Origin of the sequence: Roseateles oligotrophus (assembly GCF_014204525.1) — a bacterium.
Taxonomy (GTDB): Bacteria; Pseudomonadota; Gammaproteobacteria; order Burkholderiales; family Burkholderiaceae_C; genus Paucibacter_A; species Paucibacter_A oligotrophus_A.
Map to the genome: position 1 here is coordinate 368,693 of NZ_JACHLP010000006.1, position 22,470 is coordinate 391,162.

General features: G+C 62.8%; 23 protein-coding genes. 15 read left to right on the forward strand and 8 right to left on the reverse strand.

Translation table 11 applies throughout. The features are described 5' to 3' along the window. Position 1 precedes the first annotated feature (1 nt). From gspI to gspG, 3 genes are read right to left on the reverse strand one after another with little or no spacing between them, the layout of a single operon-like run. Complete coding sequence (gspI, locus tag HNP55_RS16325; RefSeq protein WP_184301582.1) at positions 2 to 379, reverse strand: type II secretion system minor pseudopilin GspI; 378 nt, start codon at positions 377 to 379, stop codon at positions 2 to 4. Next, a complete protein-coding gene (locus tag HNP55_RS16330; RefSeq protein ID WP_184301584.1) occupies positions 369 to 851 on the reverse strand; it encodes a Tfp pilus assembly protein FimT/FimU in 483 nt (160 codons plus the stop codon). The genes gspI and HNP55_RS16330 overlap by 11 nt, the downstream gene beginning before the upstream one ends. A 5-nt stretch (positions 852 to 856) precedes the next feature. Next, positions 857 to 1,339: a type II secretion system major pseudopilin GspG gene (gspG, locus tag HNP55_RS16335; protein WP_184301587.1), complete on the reverse strand. Its 483-nt coding sequence runs from the start codon at positions 1,337 to 1,339 to the stop codon at positions 857 to 859. A gap of 107 nt (positions 1,340 to 1,446) precedes the next feature. Between gspG and HNP55_RS16340 the strand changes: the two genes are divergently transcribed. Next, positions 1,447 to 2,022 (forward strand): hypothetical protein, encoded by a 576-nt coding sequence (locus HNP55_RS16340; RefSeq protein WP_184301590.1) that lies wholly within the window; start codon positions 1,447 to 1,449, stop codon positions 2,020 to 2,022. Between the two features lie 16 nt (positions 2,023 to 2,038). Here HNP55_RS16340 and HNP55_RS16345 read toward each other — a convergent pair whose 3' ends face one another. Both HNP55_RS16345 and ilvA read right to left on the reverse strand, forming a co-directional pair. Beyond that, positions 2,039 to 3,142: a nicotinate-nucleotide--dimethylbenzimidazole phosphoribosyltransferase gene (locus HNP55_RS16345; RefSeq protein WP_184301594.1), complete on the reverse strand. Its 1,104-nt coding sequence runs from the start codon at positions 3,140 to 3,142 to the stop codon at positions 2,039 to 2,041. 25 nt (positions 3,143 to 3,167) lie between these two features. After that, positions 3,168 to 4,757: a threonine ammonia-lyase, biosynthetic gene (ilvA, locus tag HNP55_RS16350; protein ID WP_184301596.1), complete on the reverse strand. Its 1,590-nt coding sequence runs from the start codon at positions 4,755 to 4,757 to the stop codon at positions 3,168 to 3,170. 359 nt (positions 4,758 to 5,116) lie between these two features. Between ilvA and HNP55_RS16355 the strand changes: the two genes are divergently transcribed. Next, entirely contained in the window at positions 5,117 to 5,539 is a 423-nt protein-coding gene (locus HNP55_RS16355) for an OsmC family protein (protein ID WP_184301598.1), read from the forward strand. Between the two features lie 28 nt (positions 5,540 to 5,567). On the opposite strand, the gene coq7 is transcribed toward HNP55_RS16355, so the two are convergent. Then, on the reverse strand, positions 5,568 to 6,221 hold the full coding sequence (gene coq7, locus HNP55_RS16360) for a 2-polyprenyl-3-methyl-6-methoxy-1,4-benzoquinone monooxygenase (protein ID WP_184301601.1): 654 nt from the start codon (positions 6,219 to 6,221) through the stop codon (positions 5,568 to 5,570). 273 nt (positions 6,222 to 6,494) lie between these two features. On the opposite strand from coq7, the gene HNP55_RS16365 reads away from it, so the two are divergent. From HNP55_RS16365 to HNP55_RS16395, 7 genes are all read left to right on the forward strand, one after another. Beyond that, positions 6,495 to 7,499, forward strand: a complete 1,005-nt coding sequence (locus tag HNP55_RS16365; protein WP_184301603.1) for a porin — start codon at positions 6,495 to 6,497, stop codon at positions 7,497 to 7,499. Between the two features lie 191 nt (positions 7,500 to 7,690). Then, complete coding sequence (locus HNP55_RS16370) at positions 7,691 to 8,761, forward strand: porin (RefSeq protein WP_184301606.1); 1,071 nt, start codon at positions 7,691 to 7,693, stop codon at positions 8,759 to 8,761. A gap of 220 nt (positions 8,762 to 8,981) precedes the next feature. Further along, positions 8,982 to 9,614: a DUF3047 domain-containing protein gene (locus HNP55_RS16375; RefSeq protein ID WP_184301608.1), complete on the forward strand. Its 633-nt coding sequence runs from the start codon at positions 8,982 to 8,984 to the stop codon at positions 9,612 to 9,614. Between the two features lie 131 nt (positions 9,615 to 9,745). Then, on the forward strand, positions 9,746 to 10,723 hold the full coding sequence (locus tag HNP55_RS16380) for an ABC transporter permease (RefSeq protein ID WP_184301611.1): 978 nt from the start codon (positions 9,746 to 9,748) through the stop codon (positions 10,721 to 10,723). Positions 10,724 to 10,778: 55 nt separating this feature from the next. After that, on the forward strand, positions 10,779 to 11,729 hold the full coding sequence (locus HNP55_RS16385) for an ABC transporter permease (RefSeq protein ID WP_184301613.1): 951 nt from the start codon (positions 10,779 to 10,781) through the stop codon (positions 11,727 to 11,729). A gap of 19 nt (positions 11,730 to 11,748) precedes the next feature. After that, positions 11,749 to 12,744 (forward strand): ABC transporter ATP-binding protein, encoded by a 996-nt coding sequence (locus tag HNP55_RS16390; RefSeq protein WP_184301616.1) that lies wholly within the window; start codon positions 11,749 to 11,751, stop codon positions 12,742 to 12,744. Continuing rightward, entirely contained in the window at positions 12,741 to 13,790 is a 1,050-nt protein-coding gene (locus HNP55_RS16395; protein WP_184301619.1) for an ABC transporter ATP-binding protein, read from the forward strand. The genes HNP55_RS16390 and HNP55_RS16395 overlap by 4 nt, the downstream gene beginning before the upstream one ends. A gap of 5 nt (positions 13,791 to 13,795) precedes the next feature. On the opposite strand, the gene lptM is transcribed toward HNP55_RS16395, so the two are convergent. Continuing rightward, positions 13,796 to 14,032, reverse strand: coding sequence for an LPS translocon maturation chaperone LptM (gene lptM, locus HNP55_RS16400; RefSeq protein WP_184301621.1), 237 nt, complete (start codon positions 14,030 to 14,032; stop codon positions 13,796 to 13,798). 19 nt (positions 14,033 to 14,051) lie between these two features. Between lptM and cyaY the strand changes: the two genes are divergently transcribed. Continuing rightward, entirely contained in the window at positions 14,052 to 14,423 is a 372-nt protein-coding gene (gene cyaY, locus HNP55_RS16405) for an iron donor protein CyaY (protein WP_184301624.1), read from the forward strand. Positions 14,424 to 14,480: 57 nt separating this feature from the next. Here cyaY and HNP55_RS16410 read toward each other — a convergent pair whose 3' ends face one another. Then, complete coding sequence (locus tag HNP55_RS16410; protein WP_184301626.1) at positions 14,481 to 16,865, reverse strand: penicillin-binding protein 1A; 2,385 nt, start codon at positions 16,863 to 16,865, stop codon at positions 14,481 to 14,483. A 352-nt stretch (positions 16,866 to 17,217) separates the two neighbouring features. Between HNP55_RS16410 and HNP55_RS16415 the strand changes: the two genes are divergently transcribed. From HNP55_RS16415 to pilQ, 5 genes are read left to right on the forward strand one after another with little or no spacing between them, the layout of a single operon-like run. Beyond that, a complete protein-coding gene (locus HNP55_RS16415; RefSeq protein WP_184301629.1) occupies positions 17,218 to 18,255 on the forward strand; it encodes a pilus assembly protein PilM in 1,038 nt (345 codons plus the stop codon). Next, positions 18,252 to 18,860 (forward strand): PilN domain-containing protein, encoded by a 609-nt coding sequence (locus HNP55_RS16420; protein ID WP_184301632.1) that lies wholly within the window; start codon positions 18,252 to 18,254, stop codon positions 18,858 to 18,860. The genes HNP55_RS16415 and HNP55_RS16420 overlap by 4 nt, the downstream gene beginning before the upstream one ends. 17 nt (positions 18,861 to 18,877) lie before the next feature. Further along, a complete protein-coding gene (locus tag HNP55_RS16425; RefSeq protein WP_184301635.1) occupies positions 18,878 to 19,579 on the forward strand; it encodes a type 4a pilus biogenesis protein PilO in 702 nt (233 codons plus the stop codon). A 20-nt stretch (positions 19,580 to 19,599) separates the two neighbouring features. Further along, complete coding sequence (locus HNP55_RS16430) at positions 19,600 to 20,121, forward strand: pilus assembly protein PilP (protein ID WP_184301895.1); 522 nt, start codon at positions 19,600 to 19,602, stop codon at positions 20,119 to 20,121. Positions 20,122 to 20,147: 26 nt separating this feature from the next. Further along, on the forward strand, positions 20,148 to 22,292 hold the full coding sequence (gene pilQ / locus HNP55_RS16435; protein WP_184301898.1) for a type IV pilus secretin PilQ: 2,145 nt from the start codon (positions 20,148 to 20,150) through the stop codon (positions 22,290 to 22,292). The last annotated feature ends 178 nt before the right edge of the window (positions 22,293 to 22,470 follow it).

The following is a 22,470-nucleotide window of genomic DNA, read 5'->3' on the forward strand; positions in this document are numbered from 1 at the left end:
CTCAATTGCGGCCGGCTATGCCGCTGAGCAGCAGTTTGTGCTCGCCGGCCTCGTCGGTGACCACGGCGTCCACCCGTCGCAAGCCGGCGTTGGGCGTGGCGCGCACGATCAATTGGCCGCGAAAGGTCTGGCCCAGTTGCTCGCAGCTGAACTCGCTCTCACCCAGGCTGGGGAATTGCTTGGACAGGCGCAGCTCGGTCAGCTGGTTCTCGGCGCACCACTGGGCCGAGCTGATGTTGCGCAGGCGGGACGCGTTATCGCTCAGCGCGCCGGCGGCCTTGATGCCGGCGGCCAGGCTGATGGCGACGATGACCAGGGCCACCAGCACCTCGATCAGGGTGAAGCCTGCTTGTGCAGGCCGCTTCAGTTCAGGAGCCATCAGCGGGCTTGAGTTCGAAGGGGGAGAGGCCGTCGGTGGCCAGGATCAGGCGCTGCGAGCCCAGGCTCAGGCGCAACTGCTGTGCGCCGATCAGAGGCTCGGGGCCCAGGCGGATCATATTGGCCCGTGCGATTTCCACACTGACGGGCTGGCCCAACCAGCGGCGTGGCAGCTGTAGGGTGTTGGGCAGGCCCTGGAAGTGGAAATGATCCTCGCTGCCGTCGCCCGCCCGTACGGGCTGCCAGCTCACGCTGAGGCCGGCGGCCCGGCTTTCCGCCCGGGCGGTTTCAAACAGGGCCGACAGGCGCTCGGCCTCGCGCTCCAGCTGGGCGGCCGCCGGGTCGCGCAGGGACAGGCTGACCGTGGCGCTGGCGATGGCGATCATGGCCACCACCACCAGCAACTCGATCAGGGTGAAGCCGGCCTGGCCGCCTTCACCCAAGCCTGCCCGACCGGGAGCGAGGAGGCGCATCGTGTTTATTGCCAGGAGCCGATGTCGGCGTCATTGCCTTCGCCGCCGGTGCGGCCATCGGCGCCAAAGCTGTAGACATCGATCTCGCCCTTGATGCCGGGGTTGGCGTATTGGTAGGGGCGGCCCCAGGGATCGTTGGGCAGCTTGTCGATATAAGGCTTCCAGTTCGGCGGCGGGTTGCCGGCCGTGGGCTTGCGCACCAGAGCGTCCAGACCTTGATCGGCGCTGGGGAAGCGCTGGTTGTCCAGCTTGTAGAGCTTGAGGGCCTGCATCAGATTGTTGACGTCGGTGCGGGCGGCGGTGACGCGGGCGTCGTCGGCGCGGTTCAAGACATTGGGCACGACCAGGGCAGCCAGCACGCCGATGATGACCAGCACCACCAGCAGCTCGATCAGGGTGAAGCCCCGGGCCTGCTTGCGGCGGGGGTGGGCAGGGGCCGCAGCGCTCGCGGGCAGGGCTGGCGCGGCAGTGAAGACTTGAGTTTGCATAGTGGCGAGCGGATGCTGGGTTTTGTTGAGGCGCTGCTTGGGCTGATGTGGGCGGCCCCGGGAAAGCAATTGCCTGGGGCCGCAAGCGCATGAATCATAATCCGCCCATGCTTGCACGAATGACGGCTTTTCTGGTCTGGGGCGCCCTGGCCTGCAGCGGCGGTTTCTGGGCGATCCAGTTGCTGGCCAAACCCTTGTTGACCCCCGCTCAGGCTTCGACCGCGAGCGAGCGCGGCGCCACGGCCGCGGACCTGAGCCGCTTGTTCGGCGCGCCCGCGCCGCAGCAGGTCGAGGCCGCGCCGGTGGCCGAGAGCCGCTTCAAGCTGCTGGGCGTGGTGGCGCCCAAGCGCGCGCAGTCCGGCGCCCATGCCGGTGAGGGCCTGGCCCTGATCTCGGTGGATGGCGTGCCGCGCACGGTGCGCGTCGGTGCCGTGCTGGAAGGCGAGTTGCGCCTGATCGCGGTGGACAAGCAGACGGCCAGCCTGGGCCAGGGCGGCGTGGTCAGCATGAGTCTGCAGATGGCGCCGCCCGCGCCGGCTGCCACCGGGGCCTTGCCGCCGGCGCAGCCCTCGGCCACGGTGCTGGGCGGCAATCCCAACGGTCTGCCGCCCAGCCCGCCGGGCCAGATGTCTCAGCCCCAGCCTTTGCAGGTGGAGCAGAACGGCGGCTTGCCGATTCGCTGAAACCGGCAAAAGAGCGTCAGGAGTTCAGCGCCCGGCCGGCGTCTTGCGGCTGGGAGTGCAGCGCGGCATTGCCGCTATTGACTTTGTTCAAGCCCGTGGCGCGTGGGTCGGTGGCCTCGTGCAGATCGGTCAGCAGGGCCGCGGCGCTGCGTATCATGGGCCAAGCCAGGGCGGCACCGGTGCCGTCGGCGCTGTCCATGCCCAATTCCAGCAGGGCCGAGGCGTGGAACAAGGCCAGGGCTTCGTCCAGGCCGCGATGCGCATGGCTGCGGCAGAACACGGCGTAGTCGGTCACCGGGGCGGCGATGCGCGAGGCCAGCTTGAGGGCGGCGCAGGCCGTCATGCCGTCGATGATGATGAGGCTGCGCTTGGAGGCCGCCACCAGCATGGCGCCCACCATCACCGCGATCTCGAAGCCACCAAAGGCGGCCAGCACCTCCATCGGATCGACCACCTCGCGATGCCGGGCCTGCGCGCCGTGCAGCAGGCCCAGCAGGCGGGCCAGATCGTCCTGGCGCATATCGGGGCCGGAGACGACAAAGTCCTGCACCGGGCAGTCCATCAACCGGGCCAGCACCAGGGCGGCGCTCTCGGCCGAACCCTGGCCCATGCCGGCACAGGCCAGCACATTGCCGGGCAGCTTGTCGGCGATCTCCATGCCCACGCGCACGCCGGCATGGGCTTGCTCCAGGCTCATGGCCGCGCCGACCCGGGTGTTGCGGCTGCCGTGGGCAATCTTGCGGGACAGCAGCTTGGCATGCGGCGGCAAGGGCTCGGCGATGCCACAGTCCACCAGGCTCAGCTGCAAGCCTTGCAGGCGGGCGAAGACGGACAGGGGCAGGCGATTTTGCAGCGCCATCAGCGCCTGCTCGCGGGTGCTGCGGCCCCAGAGATTGGCGATGCCGTCGACGGCCAGGCCATGGTCGGCGGCAAAAACCGCCAGCACCGGGTCGCGAAAACGTGGCGTCAAGCTGTTCTGCACCAGGCCCAGGCGCACGGCCAGGGGCTCCAGCTCACCCAAGCCCCCGGCGATGGCGGCATGCCTCTCCACCCTTTCGCGCAGCGACTTTTCCAGCTCCGGGTTGGCGGTGGGTGAGATCAGCGACTGTTGGATGGGCATGGCTTGCGGGGCTTGGAACGTCGTCTCAGCGCAGGAAGAACTGGTAGACCGGGTTGTTCGTCTCGTCCTCGTAAGGATAGTTGAGCGAGGCCAGAAAGCTCTTCAGTGCCGCATTGTCGCTCTTGGGAACTTGCAGGCCCACCAGGATTCGACCGTAGTCCGCGCCCTGGTTGCGGTAGTGGAAGAGGCTGATATTCCACTCCGGCCGCATGCTGGAGAGGAAGCGCATCAGGGCGCCCGGCCGCTCGGGGAAGATGAAGCGGTAGAGACGCTCGTTCTGCGCCAGCTCGCTGCGGCCGCCCACCATATGGCGCACATGCTGCTTGGCTAACTCGTTATCGGTCAGGTCGGTGCTGGCGAAGCCGGCCTTGCTGAAGGTCTTGAGAAGTTTTTGCGACTCCTCGCGCTTTTGCGTGGCGATGCCGACGAAGACATGGGCCTGGGCGGCATCCGAGATGCGGTAGTTGAACTCGGTCACGCTGCGTGGGCCCAGCAGCTCGCACAGGCGCTTGAAGCTGCCCTGCTGCTCGGGGATGGTGACGGCGAACAAGGCCTCGCGATGTTCACCGACCTCGGCCCGCTCGGCCACAAAGCGCAGGCGGTCGAAGTTCATATTGGCTCCGCAGGTGATGGCGACAAAGGTCTTGCCCTTGCAGCCCTGTTCGGCCACGTATTGCTTGATGGCCGCCACGCCCAGGGCGCCGGCCGGCTCCAGGATGCTGCGGGTGTCCTCGAACACGTCCTTGATGGCGGCGCAAACGGCGTCGGTATCGACCCGCACGAAGTCGTCCACCAGGGCGCGGGTGACGCGGAAGGTTTCTTCGCCCACCAGCTTGACCGCGGTGCCGTCGGAAAACAGGCCCACATCGGCCAGTTGCACCCGCTTGCCGGCGCGCACCGAGCGCAACATGGCGTCGGAGTCCTTGGTCTGCACGCCGATGATTTTGATCTCGGGCCGCACGGCCTTGATGTAGGCGGCGACGCCTGAGATCAAGCCGCCGCCACCGATGGCCACGAAGATGGCGTCGATGGGGCCGGGGTGCTGGCGCAGCAATTCCATGGCGATGGTGCCTTGGCCGGCGATGACGTCGGGGTCGTCAAAAGGGTGGACAAAGCTCAGGCCCTGGGCTTGTTCCAGCTCCAGGGCATGGCCGTAGGCATCGGTATAGCTGTCGCCGAACAAGACGACCTCGCCGCCCAGGGCTTGGACGGCGTCGATCTTGACCTTGGGTGTGGTGACCGGCATCACGATGACGGCGCGGCAAGACAGCTTCTTGGCCGAAAGGGCCACGCCTTGCGCATGGTTGCCGGCCGAGGCGCAGATGACGCCTTTGCCGAGTTGCTCGGCGCTGAGGTGGGCCATCTTGTTGTAGGCACCGCGCAGCTTGAAGCTGAACACGGCTTGCTCGTCCTCGCGCTTCAGGAAAATCTTGTTGCCCAGGCGCTTGCCCAGGTTTTTGGCCGGTGTCAGCGAGGTCTCGCGGGCGATTTCGTAGACGCGGGCGTTCAGAATTCGTTGCAGATAACTGTCGCCGCTGGGAATCAGGCTGGGCTGAGCCGAGGCTGTACTTTTGATCTTCGTCGTCGTTTTGCGTGCGCGGGCCGTGGCTGCCATGAAGTCTCCATTGCAATCTATTGCAGTGCAGCATGATAAGTCAGGGTGCCCAAGGGCTTGCCGGCGCTTGCTTGCAAGGCTTTGTGGGCTGTTTTGGGACGAAAAAAAGCCCGAACTTTTGCAAGTCCGGGCTGAATCCACCATGGAGGCGGTGGAGGAGACAAACGGTGCGAAACGAAAGCCGAGCGCCTTTCAAAGTTTCAAAGTCTTGCGCAAAGACTCGAGGAAAGCGCGGGGAGTTCGATCGCTTGGATAGAATTTTAGCTGCAAGCTATGCTGCGCTGCAATATTTTTGCGTGAAATTTGTCGGGTCTTCAGTCTAGAACTGAGCCTGTTGCCGTGATCAATCGGAGGGTTTTATGGAATGCACAATCAATTGGATGGGCACGGATGGCATGGCTTTTTCGGCCCAGACCGGCAGCGGCCATCTGCTCGCGATGGACGGCGCGCCCGAAGGCGGTGGCCACAATCTGGCGCCGCGGCCCATGGAAACCGTCTTGGCCGGCACCGGTGGCTGCACCGCCTACGATGTGGTGCTGATTCTGAAGCGGGGTCGCCACGATGTGCGCGGCTGCCAAGTCAAGCTGCGCGCCGAGCGGGCCGAGACCGAGCCCAAGGTGTTCACCGCCATCCATATGCATTTTGTTGTGACGGGTCGAGGCCTCAAGCAGGACGTGGTGGAGCGGGCGGTGGCCTTGTCCCATGAAAAATACTGCTCGGCTAGCATCATGCTGGGCAAGACTGCGGCCATCACCACCTCGGTAGAGCTGGTGGAGGGGTGATTGCACGGCCTTGGCAGGATCTAACTAATTAGATGTAGTGTGCCGTGCGCGTCATGACCTTGGCGCTCAAACGCATGGCCGACTTGATGGGCGCCGGCAGCAGTTGGGCGCCCGCGGCCAATGCCTCATCCGCGTGGCGGGCTTCCTCCTCCTTCATCTGAGCCACCACCGCGCGGGAGGCGTGATCCTCGGCCGGCAGCCGCTCCATATGACTGGCAAGGTGTTGCTCGACCTGTCTTTCGGTTTCCACCACAAAGCCAAGGCTGATGCGGTCGCCGGCCAGACCCGCCAGGCAGCCGATGCCGAAGGCGCCGCCATACCACAAGGGCGTCAGATAGCTGCGGCGACCGCCCAGATCATCCAGGCGTTGCTGCGTCCAGGCCAGATGGTCTAGCTCGTCCCGAGCCGCTTGTTCGAAGTGGCGGCGCAGCTTGGGATCGCGGCATACCAGGCTTTGCGATTGGTAGAGCGCCTGCGCGCAGATCTCGCCAACGTGGTTGACCCGCATCAAGGCCGAGGAGAGCTGGGCATCTTGCGGGCTCAGGGCTGGTGCATCGGGCTTGGTCTGCTGGTTTGCCGGTGAGGCCCGGCCTGCGCTGGGGCGGCCAAAAAGAGTCCGCAATCCATGATCAAGGCTGGAAAGTACGCGATCGAGGCCGCTCAAGGCTTGGCGAGGGGGCATGGGCTCGGACAGGAAGCAAGGTTGGGTGGAAGTTTACGGGGGAGCGCTAATTCACGGGGATGGAAATGGAAAGTCCTATTAGCAACATGACGTATTTGTGATAAAGCGTGTCCGTTGTTCCATCACAACGTAAACCCTATATTTACAGTGTCAAGCGGCGGAATCGATGCATTCGTCTGGTGAAATACGGCAACTTCCACTGAGGGGGTTGGTCCGGTGGGCTTTCGCAGAGCCTTGCAGATCGGGACCTCGTTGAATACTTAGGAGTTTCTAATGAAGAAATCTATCGTTGCATTGGCCGTTCTCGGCTCGTTCGCTGGCGTCGCCGCCGCTCAATCGTCGGTGACTCTGTTCGGCGTGGTTGACGTCGCAGCTCGTTACACCAAGGCCAATGGTCAAGACGTGTACAGCCTGGCTTCCGGTGGCAACGCCACCAGCCGCCTGGGCGTGCGTGGTGTTGAAGACCTGGGTGGCGGCCTGAAGGCTGGCTTCTGGCTGGAAAGCCGCATCAACGCCGACGCCGGCACGACCGACAGCGCCTTCTGGGCCCGCCGTTCGACCATCAGCGTCTGGGGTGATTTCGGTGAAGTGCGCCTGGGCCGCTTCAAGAACTCGACCAAGCTGGCTTACGAAGACTTCGACCCCGTCACCGCCACCGGTCTGGGCAGCGTTGAAAACCTGTACAGCGACCTGGGCACCAAGGCTGGCCTGGGCCGTTATGACAACCAAGTGACCTATGTGCTGCCCGCAAACCTGGGTGGTTTCTACGGTTCGGTTGACGTTGCTGCTGGCGAAGGCTCCACCTTCGGCAAGTCCTACAGCGGCCGCGTGGGCTACAAGGCTAACGCCATCAACGTCAGCGCTGCTTATATGGAGTCCGGCGTGGACACCAAGTACAAGCTGCTGACCCTGGGTGCTTCGTATGACTTCGGCGTCGCCAAGCCTTCGCTGATCTACACGACGACCGAATTCGGTGCTCTGAAGCAAGAAGTCTGGACCGCCGCTGTGACCGCTCCTCTGGGTTCGGGTTCGGTGTGGGCCTCGTACAGCGACGCTGCTGACAAGAGCACCGTGGCTTCGACCAAGTACAAGGCTAGCCAATTCGCCGCAGGTTACGTCTACAACCTGTCCAAGCGTACCGCTCTGTACACCACCGTGTCCCTGATCGACAACGGCGAGAAGGCAACCTTCAACCTGAACGGTAATGTTCCTGCTGTTGCTCCTGCAGGCGACGGCCGTGTTGGCGGTTTCGACCTGGGCGTGCGCCACAACTTCTGATCGAGCCTTCAAGCGCTTGCTTGATGTCTCCAAAAGCCGCCTTCGGGCGGCTTTTTTTGTTTGTTGAATGCAACGAGTCCCCGGGGAGACAGGGTTAGCTCTTGTTGGACTGGCACAACGGCTTGCCCCGCTGTCCATGCACTTACTACAGAATGGCTCAGCTGCACCTATTTCAAACAGGAGACATCGATATGAAAAAGACCGCCCTGATCTTGAGCCTTCTGGCTGCGAGCACCTCGGGTGCTTGGGCTCAGTCCAGCGTGACCATGTATGGCATTGTCGATGCCGGCGTGCGTTACATCAGCAACTCTGGCACCGCACCCGGTACGGGTGCTTTGTGGCAGGTGGTGCCGGGCGGCATGTCGCAAAGCCGTCTGGGCTTCAACATCACCGAAGATATGGGCGGCGGTTTGAAGGCCATTGCGAATCTGGAGCACCGTTTGAATTCGGATACCGGCACCGTTGCCGCCGCGGATTTCTGGCGTCAGTCCTGGGTCGGCCTGCAGTCCAGCGATTTCGGCCGCATCACGGTGGGTCGCCAGTACAACGTCTTGTTCGATATCTACACCTCGACCTACGCTTCCTTCAAGTACTCGCCTTATATCGAGGCGTACAAGCCGGAAATCGGCCTGTCCATGGGTGCTCGCCAGGACAATATGGTCAAGTACCTGTTTGAAGCCAATGGCTTCCGTGGCTCGGTGCAGGTGAGCGCCGGGGAAGGCAATTCCAATAACAAGTCCATGGGCGGCTTGTTGCGTTATCAGGCCGGTGAATTCTCGGTGGGCGGCGCCTATCTGGAAGTGACAGATCTCGCTAGCCTGAAGGTCAAGGGCGCGACGGTGGGTGCGGCCTGGACCAGCGGCCCCTGGTATGTGAACGCGTCCTGGGCACAGAACAAGTTTGACAAGGGTACCGTTTTGGCGGGCGCCTACACGGCGGGCCTGGTTGGTTCGGGCGTGCTGAATGCTTCGGCCAATGATGTGGATACTCGCGATATGTTCGCCGTCGGTCTGACTTATCAGCTGACACCGCAGATCAATCTGGGTACGCATTACTGGCGCGCCAGCCAGACCCACTATGTCTCGGGTCCGAACAAGAGCAATGGCGACTATTTTGCCGCTGTGGCCGACTACGCTTTCTCCAAGCGCACCGATGCCTACGCCGAGTTCGACTACACCAAGTTCTCCGATGGCTATGTGAAGTTCGCCAACGGTGCCGAGCACCGCTATGGCGCAACCGTGGGTATTCGTCACCGCTTCTGATACCAATGGCCGGGCCGTTTGAACGGTCGGGCCGCTGTTTGCTAAAGTCACGAAGGGCCGCTTGTCGGCCCTTTTTGTTTTTGATCTGGGAGAAGGTGATGCTGTGGCGCGGAAATTGATGGGTCGGCAGACCCTGCTTGCTCTTGCGGCCTCTTTTTTGCTGCTGGCTTGTGCTCAGAAAGGCGGGCCCCCTGCTGCGGCCGTCCTGGCGGATTGGTCTGTGCGGGAGCTGCCTGGCAAGCAGTCCACCCGCTACGAAGTGCAGCAGCGCGCCGGCCGGGCCTGCGTGCTGGCCCAGGCGAATGAGTCGGCCAGCCTTTGGCGGCGCGGCATGAATCTGCCGGCCGAGCAGGTCGCCAGCCTTCAATTTGATTGGTGGATAGGCGCGTTTTCCAAGGCGGCCAGCGTGGTGGAGGCGGACACCGACGACGCGCCGGCGCGCTTGCTGATTGGCTTTGACGGCGATGCCAGCAAGCTTTCCATGCGCAATCGCCTGCAGTTCGATTTGGTGCGTACGCTGACCGGCGAATCGCCACCCTATGCCTTGCTGATGTATGTCTGGGACGCCAACGCGCCGGTCGATACTCTGGTGACCAGCACGCGCAGCGATCGCATTCGCAAGATCGTGCTGGGCTCCGGGCCGCGTGACCCGGCACATCAGGGTTGGGCCAGCTTCAAACGCGATTTGCTTGCGGACTTCACGCGCGCCTTTGGTGAGACGCCGGGTCCTGTGATCAGCATGGCTTTGATGACCGATGGCGACAATACCCGTAGCCGTTCGGACGCTTGCTATGGCGATATCCTGCTGCTGGATGCGCAGGGTCAGGTCTTGCCAGGTAGCTTGAAGATGTGACGCGCACGCGCGGGTGCCCTGGCTAGGGCTTACCCCTTTGTCCCTCGCGGGGGACTTGGTCATCATGGCGGCTCGCCCGCTGGGCAGTTTTCGGGATCCTCATCTGCCGCCTCGGCTGCTTGCCAGTACACATGCTAGTTTTCGTCCTTCGCCGCCTGGCTCAAGCCGTCATCGTGATGCTCACGGTGGCCTTTATCGCCTTCATGCTGTTCCAGTATGTGGGCGATCCAGTGACCAATCTGCTCGGACAAGATGCAACGCAGGAGCAGCGTGAAGCCTTGCGCCGTGATCTCGGGCTGGATGCTCCCTTTCCTGTGCAGTTTGCGCGCTTTGTCGGCAATGCGTTGCAGGGCGAGTTCGGCCTCAGCCTGCGCCAGGGGCGCAAGGTGTCCAGCTTGATCGTGGAGCGCTTTCCTGCCACCCTGGAGCTGTCCATGATGGCGGGCTTGATCGCGCTGGGCCTGGGCATTCCCCTCGGTGTGTTCGCGGCCTTGCGGCGTGGCAAGGCCAGCTCGCAGCTGCTGATGATGCTGTCTTTGCTGGGTGTTTCCCTACCGACCTTTCTGATCGGCATCCTGCTGATCCTGGTCTTCTCGGTATGGCTGAAATGGCTGCCCAGTTTTGGCCGGGGCGATGTGCTGGCCTTCGGCAACTGGACGACCGGCTTGCTCAGCGCCGATGGCCTGCGGCATCTGCTTTTGCCCGCCATCACCTTGTCGGTGTTCCAGCTGACCTTGATCATGCGCCTGGTGCGTGCGGAGATGTTGGAGGTTTTGCGCACCGACTACATCAAGTTCGCCCGCGCCCGCGGCCTCAGCAATCAGGCGGTCTACTTTGGCCATGCATTGAAGAACACCTTGGTGCCGGTGATCACCATCACCGGTTTGCAACTGGGCTCCTTGATCGCTTTCGCCATCATCACCGAGACCGTATTCCAGTGGCCGGGCATGGGCCTGCTCTTCATCCAGGCCGTGCAGTTCGCGGACATTCCGGTGATGGCGGCCTATCTATGCCTGATTTCCTTCATCTTCGTCAGCATCAATCTATTGGTGGACCTGCTTTATTTCGCGGTGGACCCGCGCTTGCGTGTCGAGGGCAAGGCGCATTGAGCGCCACCCCAGGCCATTCGCCTAAGGTCCTGATGCTGCGGAGATTCTGTTACCCATGAGTTCCACACCCCCTCTTGTTCCCGCTTCGGCGGCTCCGGCCGGCGCGCTGCGCCGCTTTCTTGACGGTGATGTCTGGTATTCCTTCAAGTCTTCGCCGGTGGCCATGGGCGCGGCCGTGGTCGCCCTGGTCTGCGTGTTCTGCGCTCTGTTCGCCGAGTTCGTCGCACCGCACAACCCTTTTGACCTGGCCTCGCTGGAGTTGATGGACTCGCGCCTGCCACCCGCCTGGATGGAAGGTGGCAGCAGCAAGTATTTGCTGGGCACCGACGACCAAGGCCGCGACCTGCTTTCTGCCCTGATGTATGGCGCGCGCATCTCCCTGTTTGTGGGCCTGGCTTCGGTCTTGCTGTCCATGGTGATAGGCGTTGGCTTGGGCCTGCTGGCCGGTTTCGTGGGTGGCAAGGTGGACGCCTTCATCATGCGCATCTGCGATGTGATGCTGTCCTTCCCCTCCATCCTCGTGGCCTTGCTGATCGACGGTGTGGGGCGGGCGCTGTTCCCTAACGCCCACGATGCACTGGCTTTTCTGGTGCTGATTCTGGCTATCTCCCTGACCGGCTGGGTGCAGTACGCGCGCACGGTGCGCGGCTCGACCCTGGTGGAGCGCAATAAGGAGTATGTGCAGGCGGCCCGTGTCATCGGCGTGAGTTCGGCCCGCATCATGCGCCGCCATGTACTGCCCAATGTGCTGGGCCCGGTGATGGTGCTGGCCACCATCCAGGTGGCCTCGGCCATCATCACCGAGGCCACCTTGTCATTTCTGGGCGTGGGCGTGCCGCCCACCAGCCCCTCGCTGGGCACCTTGATCCGGGTGGGCAATGACTTTTTGTTCTCCGGCGAGTGGTGGATCACCATCTGGCCCGGCGCCATGCTGGTGCTGATCGCGCTGAGCGTCAACCTGCTGGGTGATTGGTTGCGCGATGCGCTCAACCCGCGCCTGCGCTGACTGATTCCTTGAGCTGACCATGACCACAGCCCCTCTTCTTGAAGTCCGCCATCTGCGGGTCGAGTTCCCGACCCGGCGCGGCACCTTGCTGGCCCTGGACGACATCAGTTTCGAGATCGCGCCCGGCGAGATCCTCGGCGTGGTGGGTGAGTCCGGCGCCGGCAAATCGCTGACCGGTGCGGCCATCATCGGCCTGCTGGATCCGCCGGGCCGCATCGCCTCGGGCGAGATCTTGCTGGAAGGCCGGCGCATCGATCATTTGCCTTACGAGGCCATGCGCAAGATTCGCGGCCGCCAGATCGGCGCGATCTTTCAGGACCCGCTGACCTCGCTGAACCCGCTCTACACCGTGGGCCAGCAACTCATCGAGACCATCACAACCCACCTGGAGCTGAGCCAGTCCCAGGCGCGTGCACGCGCGATCGAGCTGCTGGCGCAGACCGGCATTCCTGCACCCGAAGCGCGCATCGATCAGTACCCGCACCAGTTCTCCGGCGGCATGCGGCAGCGGGTGGTGATCGCCCTGGCCCTGGCGGCCGCTCCCAAGCTGATCGTGGCGGATGAGCCGACCACGGCCCTGGATGTGTCCATTCAGGCGCAAATCATTTCCCTGCTCAAACGGGTGTGCAAGGAGCAGGGAGCGGCGGTGATGCTGGTGACCCACGATATGGGCGTGATCGCCGAGACCTGCGACCGGGTGGCCGTGCTCTACGCCGGCCGGGTCGCCGAGATCGGGCCGGTGCATCAGGTCATTCACCAGCCCGCTCATCCCTACACGGCGGGCCTGATGGGTTCGATCCCCGCGATGGACGAGGACAGGGAGCGCCTGCTGCAGATCGACGGCGCCATGCCGCGCCTGAATGCCATCCCTCAGGGCTGCGCTTACAACCCGCGTTGCCCTCAGGTGTTGGAGCGCTGCCGCCGCGAGCGGCCGGACTTGCAGACCAGGGGTCAGACCCGTGCGGCTTGCTGGTTAGCCCCGGCGCCCGGTGCCTCAGCGGAGGTGGCGGTATGAGGGCCCATATCGACAGCCGGCCAGACACGGCGGCCGAGGCTGCTGCGCCCAAGGCCTTGGTCGAGGTGCGGGATCTGGCCAAGGTTTTTGATGTTTCTGCGCCCTGGCTGAACCGGGTGGTGGAGCGCAAGCCGCGCCAGTTCGTCCATGCGGTGGACGGCGTGAGCTTCAGCATCGAGCGTGGCAAGACCCTGGCCCTGGTGGGCGAGTCCGGCTGCGGCAAGAGCACGGTGGCGCGCCTGCTGGTGGGGCTGTATCCGCCCACACGGGGCACGGTGAGCTTCGATGGCGTGGACATGGCCCGGACCTTGGCCTCGCCCGCGGCGCTGGCCCTGCGCCGTCGCATGCAGATGATTTTTCAGGACCCTTATGCCTCGCTGAACCCGCGCTGGCGGGTGCAGGACATCATTGCCGAGCCCTTGCGCGAGCATGGCCTGATCGCCAATCAAGACGAGCAGCGCGCCAGGGTGGCCGAGCTATTGCAGTCGGTGGGTTTGGCGGCGGTGGATCGGGAGAAGTTCCCCCACCAGTTCTCCGGCGGCCAACGCCAGCGCATCTCCATCGCGCGGGCCCTGGCCACCCAGCCCGAGTTTCTGGTCTGTGATGAGCCGACCTCGGCCCTGGACGTTTCCGTGCAGGCCCAGGTCTTGAACATCATGAAAGACCTGCAACGCCAGCGGCAGCTGAGCTATCTCTTCATCTCGCACAACCTGGCGGTCGTGCGTCATGTGGCGGACCGGGTGGGGGTGATGTATCTGGGCCGCCTGGTCGAGGTGGCCGACAAGGCCGAACTGTTCGCTCGCCCGCGCCATCCTTACACCCGCATGCTGCTGGATGCGATCCCCGACATCCATATGACGGGGCGCGCCCGTACGCCGGTACAGGGCGAGGTGCCCAATCCGCTCAATCCGCCCAGCGGTTGCAGCTTTCACCCGCGCTGCCCTCATGCCAATGAACGCTGCCAACGCGAGCGCCCGGCCATGCTGGATCTGGCCGGCATCCAGGTGGCTTGCCATGCGGTGCAAGAGGGGCGGCTGGACGCCTGAGCTGATCAGCCTGGCTTGACGGCACTGGCCGCCGGGGCCGGGGCTTGGCTGGGTTTGGTGGCCGTGGCGGGCAGGTTCAGCGGCCCTTTTTGCCCGCAGGCCGCGATGCCGGTCAGCAAGACGGCCGCAGCAAAGGCCAGCAAGGCGGCCCGGCCGGCCGGTCGGCCGGTGATTGACCCTGGCTGGTACGAGGGATCGCTGCCGAGGCCTACACTGTGGGCTGAGATTTTCTTGTCGTTCATTGCCGGAAGTTTAGCCCCCATGTCAGCAGCCGCTCCCATCACACCCGCCGCCACCGTACTCAGCGACGCGGAATACCAGGCCCGTACCCGTGCGGTGCTGGACGGTATCGAGTCCCTGGTGGATCAATGGCTGGACAGCGACTGGATCGATATCGACACCCATCGCTCCGGTGGCTTGCTGGAGTTGAGCTTTCCCGACCGCAGCAAAATCATCATCAACACCCAGGCCCCATTGCAAGAGCTGTGGCTGGCGGCCAAGGCCGGTGGCTACCACTACCGCTTTGTCGCCGGCCAGTGGTTGGATACCCGCGACGGCAGCGAGTTCCACGCCCACCTGTCCCAGCTGGCCTCGGCGCAGGCGGGCAAGGCCCTGGATTTCGCGGCGGCCTGATGCGCGCCGAGCCTTGAGAGTGGGCGGCAGGCCGCCCACCTTGGCAGCGCATCCGGCTCAGCGCTTGAAGAGGTCGAGGATGCTTTTCTTCTCTTCCGCGGTACCGGCGGCCGGCATCTTGGCCTCGTCATTGCTCAGGGCCTGCACGCCGGAGTTGCCGGTGTATTCCTCGTAATACCACTCGCCGTTCAGATTGACCACGCCCTCGGGCACGCTGGGCTCGGCCACCGGCTTGCCGCGCAGGGCAAAGTTCATGTATTCGATCCAGACCGGCAGGGAGAGGCCGCCGCCGGTTTCCCTGTCCCCCAGCTTCTTGGGCTGGTCATAGCCGATCCAGACGACGGCCACCAGCTCCTGTTGGTAACCAGCGAACCAGGCATCCATGGAGTCGTTGGTGGTGCCGGTCTTGCCGTAGATATCGGGCCGTTTCAGCTGAGCCTGGGCCTTGGCCGCCGTGCCGCTGCGGGTCACCTCCTGCAACAGGCTGCTCATCAGGAAGGCGTTGCGGGCCTCGATCACCCGGCTGTCTTCGCCCAGCGGTGTCTGCGGGGCTTCGTACAGCAGTCGGCCGTTATTGTCCGTCAGGCGGGCAATCAGCTGGGGTGCCACCCGGTAGCCGCCATTGGCAAACACCGCAAAGCCCTGGGCCATCTGCATGGGGGTGACGGAACCGGCGCCCAGGGCCATGGTCAGATAGGCGGGGTGCTTCTCGGCTTCAAAGCCGAAGCGGGTCAGCCATTGCTGGGCGTAGGGCGCACCGATCGAGTTCAAGACCCGGATGGAGACCATATTCTTGGACTTGGCCAAGGCCTTGCGCAGCGGCATGGGCCCCTCGAACTTGCCGTCGTAGTTTTTGGGCTCCCAGGGTTGGCTGCCGGTGCTGCTGGCGTCGAAGAACAGCGGGCCGTCGTTGACGATGGTGCTGGGGGTGAAGCCTTTTTCCAGGGCGGCCGAGTAGATGAAGGGCTTGAAGCTGGAGCCCGGCTGGCGCCAGGCCTGGGTGACGTGGTTGAACTTGTTCTTGGCGTAGTCAAAGCCCCCCACCAGGGCGCGCACGCTGCCGTTGCGAGGGTCCAGCGATACAAAAGCGCCTTCCACCTCGGGCAGTTGGGTGATGGTCCATTCCTCCTTGCCGGCCCGGGCTACCTTGACGACGCGGATGATGGCGCCGCGGCGAATCCGGGTTTTGGGATTGCCCTTGTCGGCCAGGCCTGAGGTGGCCGGCTTGAGGCCCTCGCCGGTGATGTTGATCAGCTCACCGCTTTGCAGGGCGGCCTGCACCTTTTTGGGTTCGGCATCCAGCACCACTGCGGCCAGTAACTCGTCGTTGGCGGGGTGCTCGGCCAGGGCTTCGGCGATGCGGCTGTCCAGCTCCTTGGGGTCGGCCGGCAGGTCGGCGTAGGCCTCGGGGCCGCGGTAGATCTGGCGACGCTCGTAGTCCATGATGCCGCGGCGCAGGGCGCGATAGGCGGCGTTCTGCTCGTCGGCGCGCAGGGTCAGGTAGACGTTCAGGCCACGGGTGTAGGCGTCCTCGCCGTACTGGCTGAAGATCAGCTGACGTGCGGCCTCGGCCACAAACTCGGCGTGTGGCATCGATTCATTCACCTTGCGGTAGCGCAGGGTCTCGGCCTTGGCGGCGTCGCGTTGCTCGGCGGTGATGAAGCCGTTTTCCAGCATGCGCTCGATGATGTATTGCTGGCGGATATTGGCCCGACGCGGGTTGTTGATCGGGTTGTAGGCGGACGGGGCTTTGGGCAGGCCCGCCAGCATGGCGGCTTCGGCCACGCTGATGTCTTTCAGGGGTTTGCCGAAATAGACCTCGCTGGCCGCCGCAAAGCCGTAGGCGCGGTGACCCAGAAAGATCTGGTTCATATAGATCTCGAGGATCTTTTCCTTGCTCAGCGCGTTCTCGATCTTGAGCGCCAGCAAGATCTCGTAAATCTTGCGGGTGAAGGTCTTCTCGGTCGACAGATAGAAGTTGCGCGCCACCTGCATGGTGATGGTGGAGGCGCCCTGGCTGCGGGTTTCGCCCACATTGGCCATGGCGGCGCGCACGATGCCCAGGTAGTCCACGCCGCCGTGTTGGTAGAAGCGCGCGTCTTCGATTGCCAGCACGGCGTTTTGCATCACCGCCGGAATTTCCTTGATCGACAGGTAGTTGCGGCGTTCTTCGCCGAACTCGCCCAGCAACTGGCCGTCGGCCGACAGGATGCGCATGGGCAGCTTGGGCCGGTAGTCCGTCAGGCCGCTGATGTCTGGCAAATTGGGGTAGGCCATGGCAAAGGCCAGGGCCAGCAGCAGGGCAATGCTGAAGATGCCAGCCAGAACCAGGCCGATCAGCCACAAAAGCGTGCGTCCCAGCAGTGTTGAGGCGCTGCGATGAGGGGCAGGGCGGGGCTCGGCATTTGAATGCTGAGGGGATTTCTTCTGGTTGTCGCTCATGGGCCTCCGAATGAGTCTGGGCATTATAGGAAAGCCCTGAAAACCCTAGTCTCCCTCACATGCGTCCGAATGCGCAGGCCCCTGTTGAGAGGCGAGAATGCTGCGTTTGCAGTTGGCACGGGCGGTCTGCGCCGAACGGGGGGGCTTTCCCCGTGTATTTCAAAGTTTCAAGTTGTTGCATGTCGTGTATGTTTCGCAACGTGGTGTTGGCTGCCCACGTCCCGCTTCCTTGGGGGATCAAGGACTTTGCTGCTAGCATTCAAGTAACTTATTAATAGTCCGAGCCAAAAAACGTTGGGGGATTCAGGGCGTGGGAATACTTGACGTACTGTTGGGGCGAAAGCATCCGCCGATGATTGGCTTGGATATCAGTTCAAGCAGCGTCAAGTTGGTGGAATTGAGTCAGGCGGCCAATGGCGAAATGGTGTTGGAGCGCTTCGCTTCCGAGTCATTTGAAAAAGGCTGGATTGCCGACGGCCAGATCGAGAAATTCGACGAGGTGGCCGATGCCGTGCGTCGCGTCGTGGCCCGTAGCGGTTGCAAAACGCGTGATGCCGTTTTGGCCATGCCGCAATCGGCCGTCATCACCAAGAAAATCATGCTGCCCGCCGGCTTGCGTGACGAAGAGTTGGAAATTCAGGTGGAAGCGGAGGCGAATCAATACATTCCCTTCTCTTTGGACGAAGTCAGCCTGGATTTCTGCGTCATCGGCCCCAGCCCCACCTCGGTGGGGGATGTGGAGGTACTGATCGCTGCCTCCCGCAAGGACCGGGTGCAGGATCGCCAGGGCTTGGCTGAGGCGGCCGGCTTGCGGCCGGTGATCCTGGACATCGAGTCCCATGCTTCGCGCATGGCCATGGGTCGCTTGATCGCCAGCCTGCCCGGCGCCGGCAAAGACGCCTTGGTGGCCTTGTTTGAAATTGGTGCGGACACCACCAGCCTCAAGGTGCTGCGCGATGACGAAATGCTGTACGACCGGGACCAGGCCTTTGGTGGTTCGCAGCTGACTCAGCTGATTTCCCGCCAGTACGGTTTTTCTTTTGAAGAAGCCGAGCAGAAGAAACTCGGTAACGATTTGCCCGAGGATTTTGAAACCGCGGTTCTGCATTCATTTGTGGACAGTCTCTCGCAGGAAATTGGCCGTGCCCTGCAGTATTTTTTCACCAGCACACCCCATCACAAGGTGCATTACGTGATGCTGGCCGGTGGCACCGCCACCCTGGCAGGGCTGAAGGAGCGGGTCACCGAGCTGACCGGCTTTGCCTGCATGGTGGTGAATCCTTTTGAAAACATGGCCTTGGGATCGGCTGTACGTGAGCCCAAGCTGCGCCGCGAGGCGCCGGCCTATTTGACGGCCTGCGGCTTGGCGATGCGGAGGTTCTTCCAGTGATTTTGATCAATCTGCTGCCCTATCGCGAAGAAAAGCGTAAGCGGCGCAAGACGGCATTTTTTGCCGGTTTGGGGCTGGCCGCCTTGGTCGGCTTGGGCTTGGCGTTTGCCATCTATGTGTTGCTGCAGCACCTGAGCTCCGAGCAGCAGCGGCGCAATCAATACCTCAGCACCGAGATCGAGCGGCTGGACAACCAGATCAAGGACATTGCCAATCTGCGCTCAGAAATCGACGCCTTGAATTCGCGCCAACGTGCGGTGGAAGATTTGCAGACCGACCGCAATACGCCGGTGCAATTGCTCAATGCCTTGGCCCAGCACACGCCCGAAGGTGTTTACCTGACCGCGATTCGCCAGACCGACAAGGTGGTGACCATCAACGGCATTGCCCAGACCAATGAGCGGGTGGCCGAGTTTTTGCGCAATATCTCGCGCAATTCAGAGTGGTTGGATAAACCGGAGTTGGTCGAGGTCAAGGTGGCCAATCTCAGCACCAGCAACCGGGATCAAAAGCGCTTGTTCGACTTCTCCATGCGGGTGTCGATCAAGGAGCCCGTGCGTGAGAGCTCTGGTGCGGCCAGTGCGCCTGCGGCCAAGAAATCCTAAGCCTGGCACAGAGCATCATGGCAAGCAAGTCAATCAATCTGAAGTTCGACCTCAACGCAGCGTTTGAGGACGTGGCCGAGCAGTTTCGTGGCCTCAATTTCAACGAACCCGGCCAATGGCCGCTGCTGCCCAAGCTGGCAGCTTTTTTTGTGACCGTTGTGGCGGTATGCGCCATGAGCTGGTTTTTGGTGCTGGCCGATGTGCAGAGCGTCCTGGACGGCGAGCGCGAGCGTGAGCCGACCTTGAAGGAAGATTACCGCAGCAAGCTGGCCCAGGCCGTCAATCTGCCGGAGCTGCGCAAGCAAAAAAGTCAGGTCGAAGAATATGTGACCCAGTTGGAAAAGCAGTTGCCCGGCAAGGCCGAAATGGATGCGCTCCTTTCGGACATCAACCAGGCGGGCCTGGGCCGTGGTCTGCAGTTTGAGCTGTTCCGGCCCGGCCAAGTGGTGGTCAAGGACTTTTATGCCGAGCAGCCGATTTCCTTGCGGGTCTCCGGGCGTTACCACGATATCGGGGCGTTTGCCGCCGATGTTTCCAACCTCTCTCGCATCGTGACCTTGCACAATCTGGTTGTGCTGGCGCCCACGGGCAAGGACGCGACGACCAGCGGTGGCCTCAGCATGGAAGCCACGGCGCGCACCTACCGCTACCTGGACGCCAATGAGGTGATGGAGCAGAAGAAGGCCGCGGCCAAGAGCAAGACGGGAGCGAAGACGTGAGCCTGCAAAAGCATGAATCGATGCGCTGGGCCGCCGCTTGCCTGAGCCTGTTATTTTTGTCGGGGTGTTCGGCCGATATGGACGAGCTCTCCCAATGGATGGAGCAGCAGCGCCGCGAGGCCCGTGCCACCATCAAGCCGCTGATTCCGCCCAAGAAGTTCATTCCTCAACCCTATGAGGCCAGCGCCGGGGTTGAGCCCTTCAGCGCGCAAAAACTCAGCGTGGCCATCAAGCAAGAGGCTTCTCAGCCCAACTCGCTATTGACGACCGAAATGAACCGGCGGCGTGAGCCGCTGGAGTCCTTCCCGCTGGACAGCATGTCCATGGTGGGCAGCATCACCCGCAGCAACACGCGCTATGCCTTGTTGCGCGTCGACAATCTGCTCTACCAAGTCAAGAGCGGCGACTATCTGGGCTTGAATTTTGGACGGGTCATGAAGATCAGCGAAACGGATATCAGCCTGCGCGAAGTGGTTCAGGACGCGGCAGGCGAATGGGTTGAACGCAGCAGCACCCTCCAGCTTCAGGAGCAGGGACGATGAAAAAGTATCAGGAGACTTCGAGGATGATGAGCCTTTGGCGCACTTTGGCATTGGCCGCAACCTTGGGTCTGATGGCTGCATCACCGGCCTTGGCGCAGACCGCCATCCGTTCGATCAACAGCCTGCAACAGGCCGGCGTGGAGGTGGTGCGCATCGAGTTGTCACAACCCCTGACCGAGTTGCCCAAGGGCTTCACGGTGCAGACCCCGCCACGCATCGCCATCGACCTGCCCGGTGTGGTGAACGGCATCGGCCGCTCCTTGGTGGAGATCAATCAAGGCAATCTGCGCTCGGCCAATGTGGCCCAGGCCGGTGAGCGGACGCGCGTGGTGCTCAATCTGCGTCAGGCCTCGAGCTACCGCGCCGAGTTGCAAGACAGCGCCTTGCTATTGGTGCTGGACAGTGGCTCCGCGGCGCCCGCCGGCGCGAACGAGCCGCTGCACTTCGCGCAAAGCCTGAATGCCGAGTCGCAAGCACTCCGTGACATCGATTTTCGCCGCGGCCAGGATGGCGCCGGCCGGGTGGTGGTGAATCTGCCCAGCAATCAGGTGGGGGTGGACATCCAGCAGCAGGGACAAAAATTGGTGGTGGAGTTTTTGCGCTCCAACGCCCCCGAGGCGCTGCGTCGCCGCCTGGATGTGAGCGATTTTGGCAGCCCGGTGCAAAGCATCGTCACCACCCAGGTGGGTGATCGGGTGCGCATGGTGGTCGAGCCCAAGGGTGCTTGGGAGCACAGTGCTTACCAGAGCGACAACCAGTTCGTGTTGGAGGTGCGGCCGCAGAAGGTGGACCCCAACAAGCTGACGACGGGCCCGGGTTATGCCGGTGACAAGCTGTCCTTGAATTTCCAGAATATCGAAGTGCGGGCCTTGCTGCAGGTGATCGCCGACTTCACCAACTTCAATGTGGTGACCAGCGATACCGTGACCGGCAACGTCACCCTGCGCCTGAAAGATGTGCCCTGGGACCAGGCCCTGGACATCATCATGCAGGCCAAGGGCCTGGGGCTGCGCAAGTCCGGCAATGTCTTGTGGATCGCGCCCAAGGACGAATTGGCCAGCAAGGAAAAGCTGGACCTGGAATCCAAGGCGCAGATCTCCAGCCTGGAGCCGGTGCGCACCCAGTCCATCCAGCTGAACTACACCAAGGCCGAAGAAGTGGCCAAGGGCCTGACCGGACAAAACGCCGGCGGCGGTGGTGGCGGGAGCAGCGGAGCGACGGCCCGTATCCTGTCGCCCCGTGGCAGCGTGATCTCGGAGAGCCGCACCAACCAGCTTTTCGTCACCGACATTCCTTCCAAGCTGGAAGAAATCACCGCCATGATCGCCAAGATCGACATCCCGGTGCGCCAGGTCTTGATCGAGGCGCGGATTGTCGAGGCCGATGACAAGTTTGGCCGCTCCCTGGGCGTCAAGCTGGGGGCCAGTGATCTGCGCGCCCAGCAAGGCGGCATTCCTGGTTACAACGTCGGCGGCTCCAATTACGTGACCGTAGGCGGCAATTACAAAGGCGTTGGCTCCCAAACCAACCAAGGTGTCGCAACCGATTACGCCAACACCCAGTTCGTCAACCTGCCGGCCAATGTCACCTCGGACAGCTTCGGTGCCACTGCCAGTGCCGCCACCTTCGCCCTGTCCCTGTTCAGCGCGACCGCCAACCGCTTCTTGAACCTGGAAATTTCTGCTTTGGAGGCCGACGGCAAGGGCAAGATCGTGTCCAGCCCACGTGTCATCACGGCCGACCAGGTCAAGGCCTTGATCGAGCAGGGTGAAGAGCTGCCCTACCAGGTGGCGACCTCAAGCGGCGCCACCTCCATCCAGTTCAAGAAAGCGGTTCTGAAGTTGGAAGTGACACCGCAAATCACCCCCGAAGGCAGCGTGATCCTGGATGTGGATGTCAACAAGGACAGCCGCGGCACGCTGACCCCCCAGGGCTATGCGATCAATAACAAGCATGTGAAGACCCAGGTCCTGGTCGAGAACGGCGGCACGGTGGTGATCGGCGGTATCTTTACCCAGGACGAGGGCGAGCAAGAGTCCAAGGTGCCCTTGCTGGGCGATATTCCCGGGCTAGGATATTTGTTCAAGAACAAGTCCCGCACCACGTCGAAGACCGAATTGCTGATCTTCCTGACGCCCAAGGTGGTGAGTGAGCGGGCGACGGTGCGTTGATCGAGGGATCGGCCACTTCAAAAATTGCTTCAATACCTTCGTTGATTGGCATGCTGGCGAAATCATGGCGTGACTACGTAAGTGGGCGTCGGAGATGCAGGAGAGTGTGAGAAATGAGTAAAAAAAGATTCGAATGGGGCCGCGGAATCACGCGCGTCTTGTGCGCAGGGGCGGTCGC

Coding starts and splice junctions, on each gene's coding strand:
- gspI (WP_184301582.1), bottom strand. CDS start 379: ATGGCTCCTGAACTGAAGCGGCCTGCACAAGCAGGCTTCACCCTGATC.
- HNP55_RS16330 (WP_184301584.1), bottom strand. CDS start 851: ATGCGCCTCCTCGCTCCCGGTCGGGCAGGCTTGGGTGAAGGCGGCCAG.
- gspG (WP_184301587.1), bottom strand. CDS start 1,339: ATGCAAACTCAAGTCTTCACTGCCGCGCCAGCCCTGCCCGCGAGCGCT.
- HNP55_RS16340 (WP_184301590.1), top strand. CDS start 1,447: ATGCTTGCACGAATGACGGCTTTTCTGGTCTGGGGCGCCCTGGCCTGC.
- HNP55_RS16345 (WP_184301594.1), bottom strand. CDS start 3,142: ATGCCCATCCAACAGTCGCTGATCTCACCCACCGCCAACCCGGAGCTG.
- ilvA (WP_184301596.1), bottom strand. CDS start 4,757: ATGGCAGCCACGGCCCGCGCACGCAAAACGACGACGAAGATCAAAAGT.
- HNP55_RS16355 (WP_184301598.1), top strand. CDS start 5,117: ATGGAATGCACAATCAATTGGATGGGCACGGATGGCATGGCTTTTTCG.
- coq7 (WP_184301601.1), bottom strand. CDS start 6,221: ATGCCCCCTCGCCAAGCCTTGAGCGGCCTCGATCGCGTACTTTCCAGC.
- HNP55_RS16365 (WP_184301603.1), top strand. CDS start 6,495: ATGAAGAAATCTATCGTTGCATTGGCCGTTCTCGGCTCGTTCGCTGGC.
- HNP55_RS16370 (WP_184301606.1), top strand. CDS start 7,691: ATGAAAAAGACCGCCCTGATCTTGAGCCTTCTGGCTGCGAGCACCTCG.
- HNP55_RS16380 (WP_184301611.1), top strand. CDS start 9,746: ATGCTAGTTTTCGTCCTTCGCCGCCTGGCTCAAGCCGTCATCGTGATG.
- HNP55_RS16385 (WP_184301613.1), top strand. CDS start 10,779: ATGAGTTCCACACCCCCTCTTGTTCCCGCTTCGGCGGCTCCGGCCGGC.
- HNP55_RS16390 (WP_184301616.1), top strand. CDS start 11,749: ATGACCACAGCCCCTCTTCTTGAAGTCCGCCATCTGCGGGTCGAGTTC.
- HNP55_RS16395 (WP_184301619.1), top strand. CDS start 12,741: ATGAGGGCCCATATCGACAGCCGGCCAGACACGGCGGCCGAGGCTGCT.
- lptM (WP_184301621.1), bottom strand. CDS start 14,032: ATGAACGACAAGAAAATCTCAGCCCACAGTGTAGGCCTCGGCAGCGAT.
- cyaY (WP_184301624.1), top strand. CDS start 14,052: ATGTCAGCAGCCGCTCCCATCACACCCGCCGCCACCGTACTCAGCGAC.
- HNP55_RS16410 (WP_184301626.1), bottom strand. CDS start 16,865: ATGAGCGACAACCAGAAGAAATCCCCTCAGCATTCAAATGCCGAGCCC.
- HNP55_RS16415 (WP_184301629.1), top strand. CDS start 17,218: ATGATTGGCTTGGATATCAGTTCAAGCAGCGTCAAGTTGGTGGAATTG.
- HNP55_RS16425 (WP_184301635.1), top strand. CDS start 18,878: ATGGCAAGCAAGTCAATCAATCTGAAGTTCGACCTCAACGCAGCGTTT.
- HNP55_RS16430 (WP_184301895.1), top strand. CDS start 19,600: ATGCGCTGGGCCGCCGCTTGCCTGAGCCTGTTATTTTTGTCGGGGTGT.
- pilQ (WP_184301898.1), top strand. CDS start 20,148: ATGAGCCTTTGGCGCACTTTGGCATTGGCCGCAACCTTGGGTCTGATG.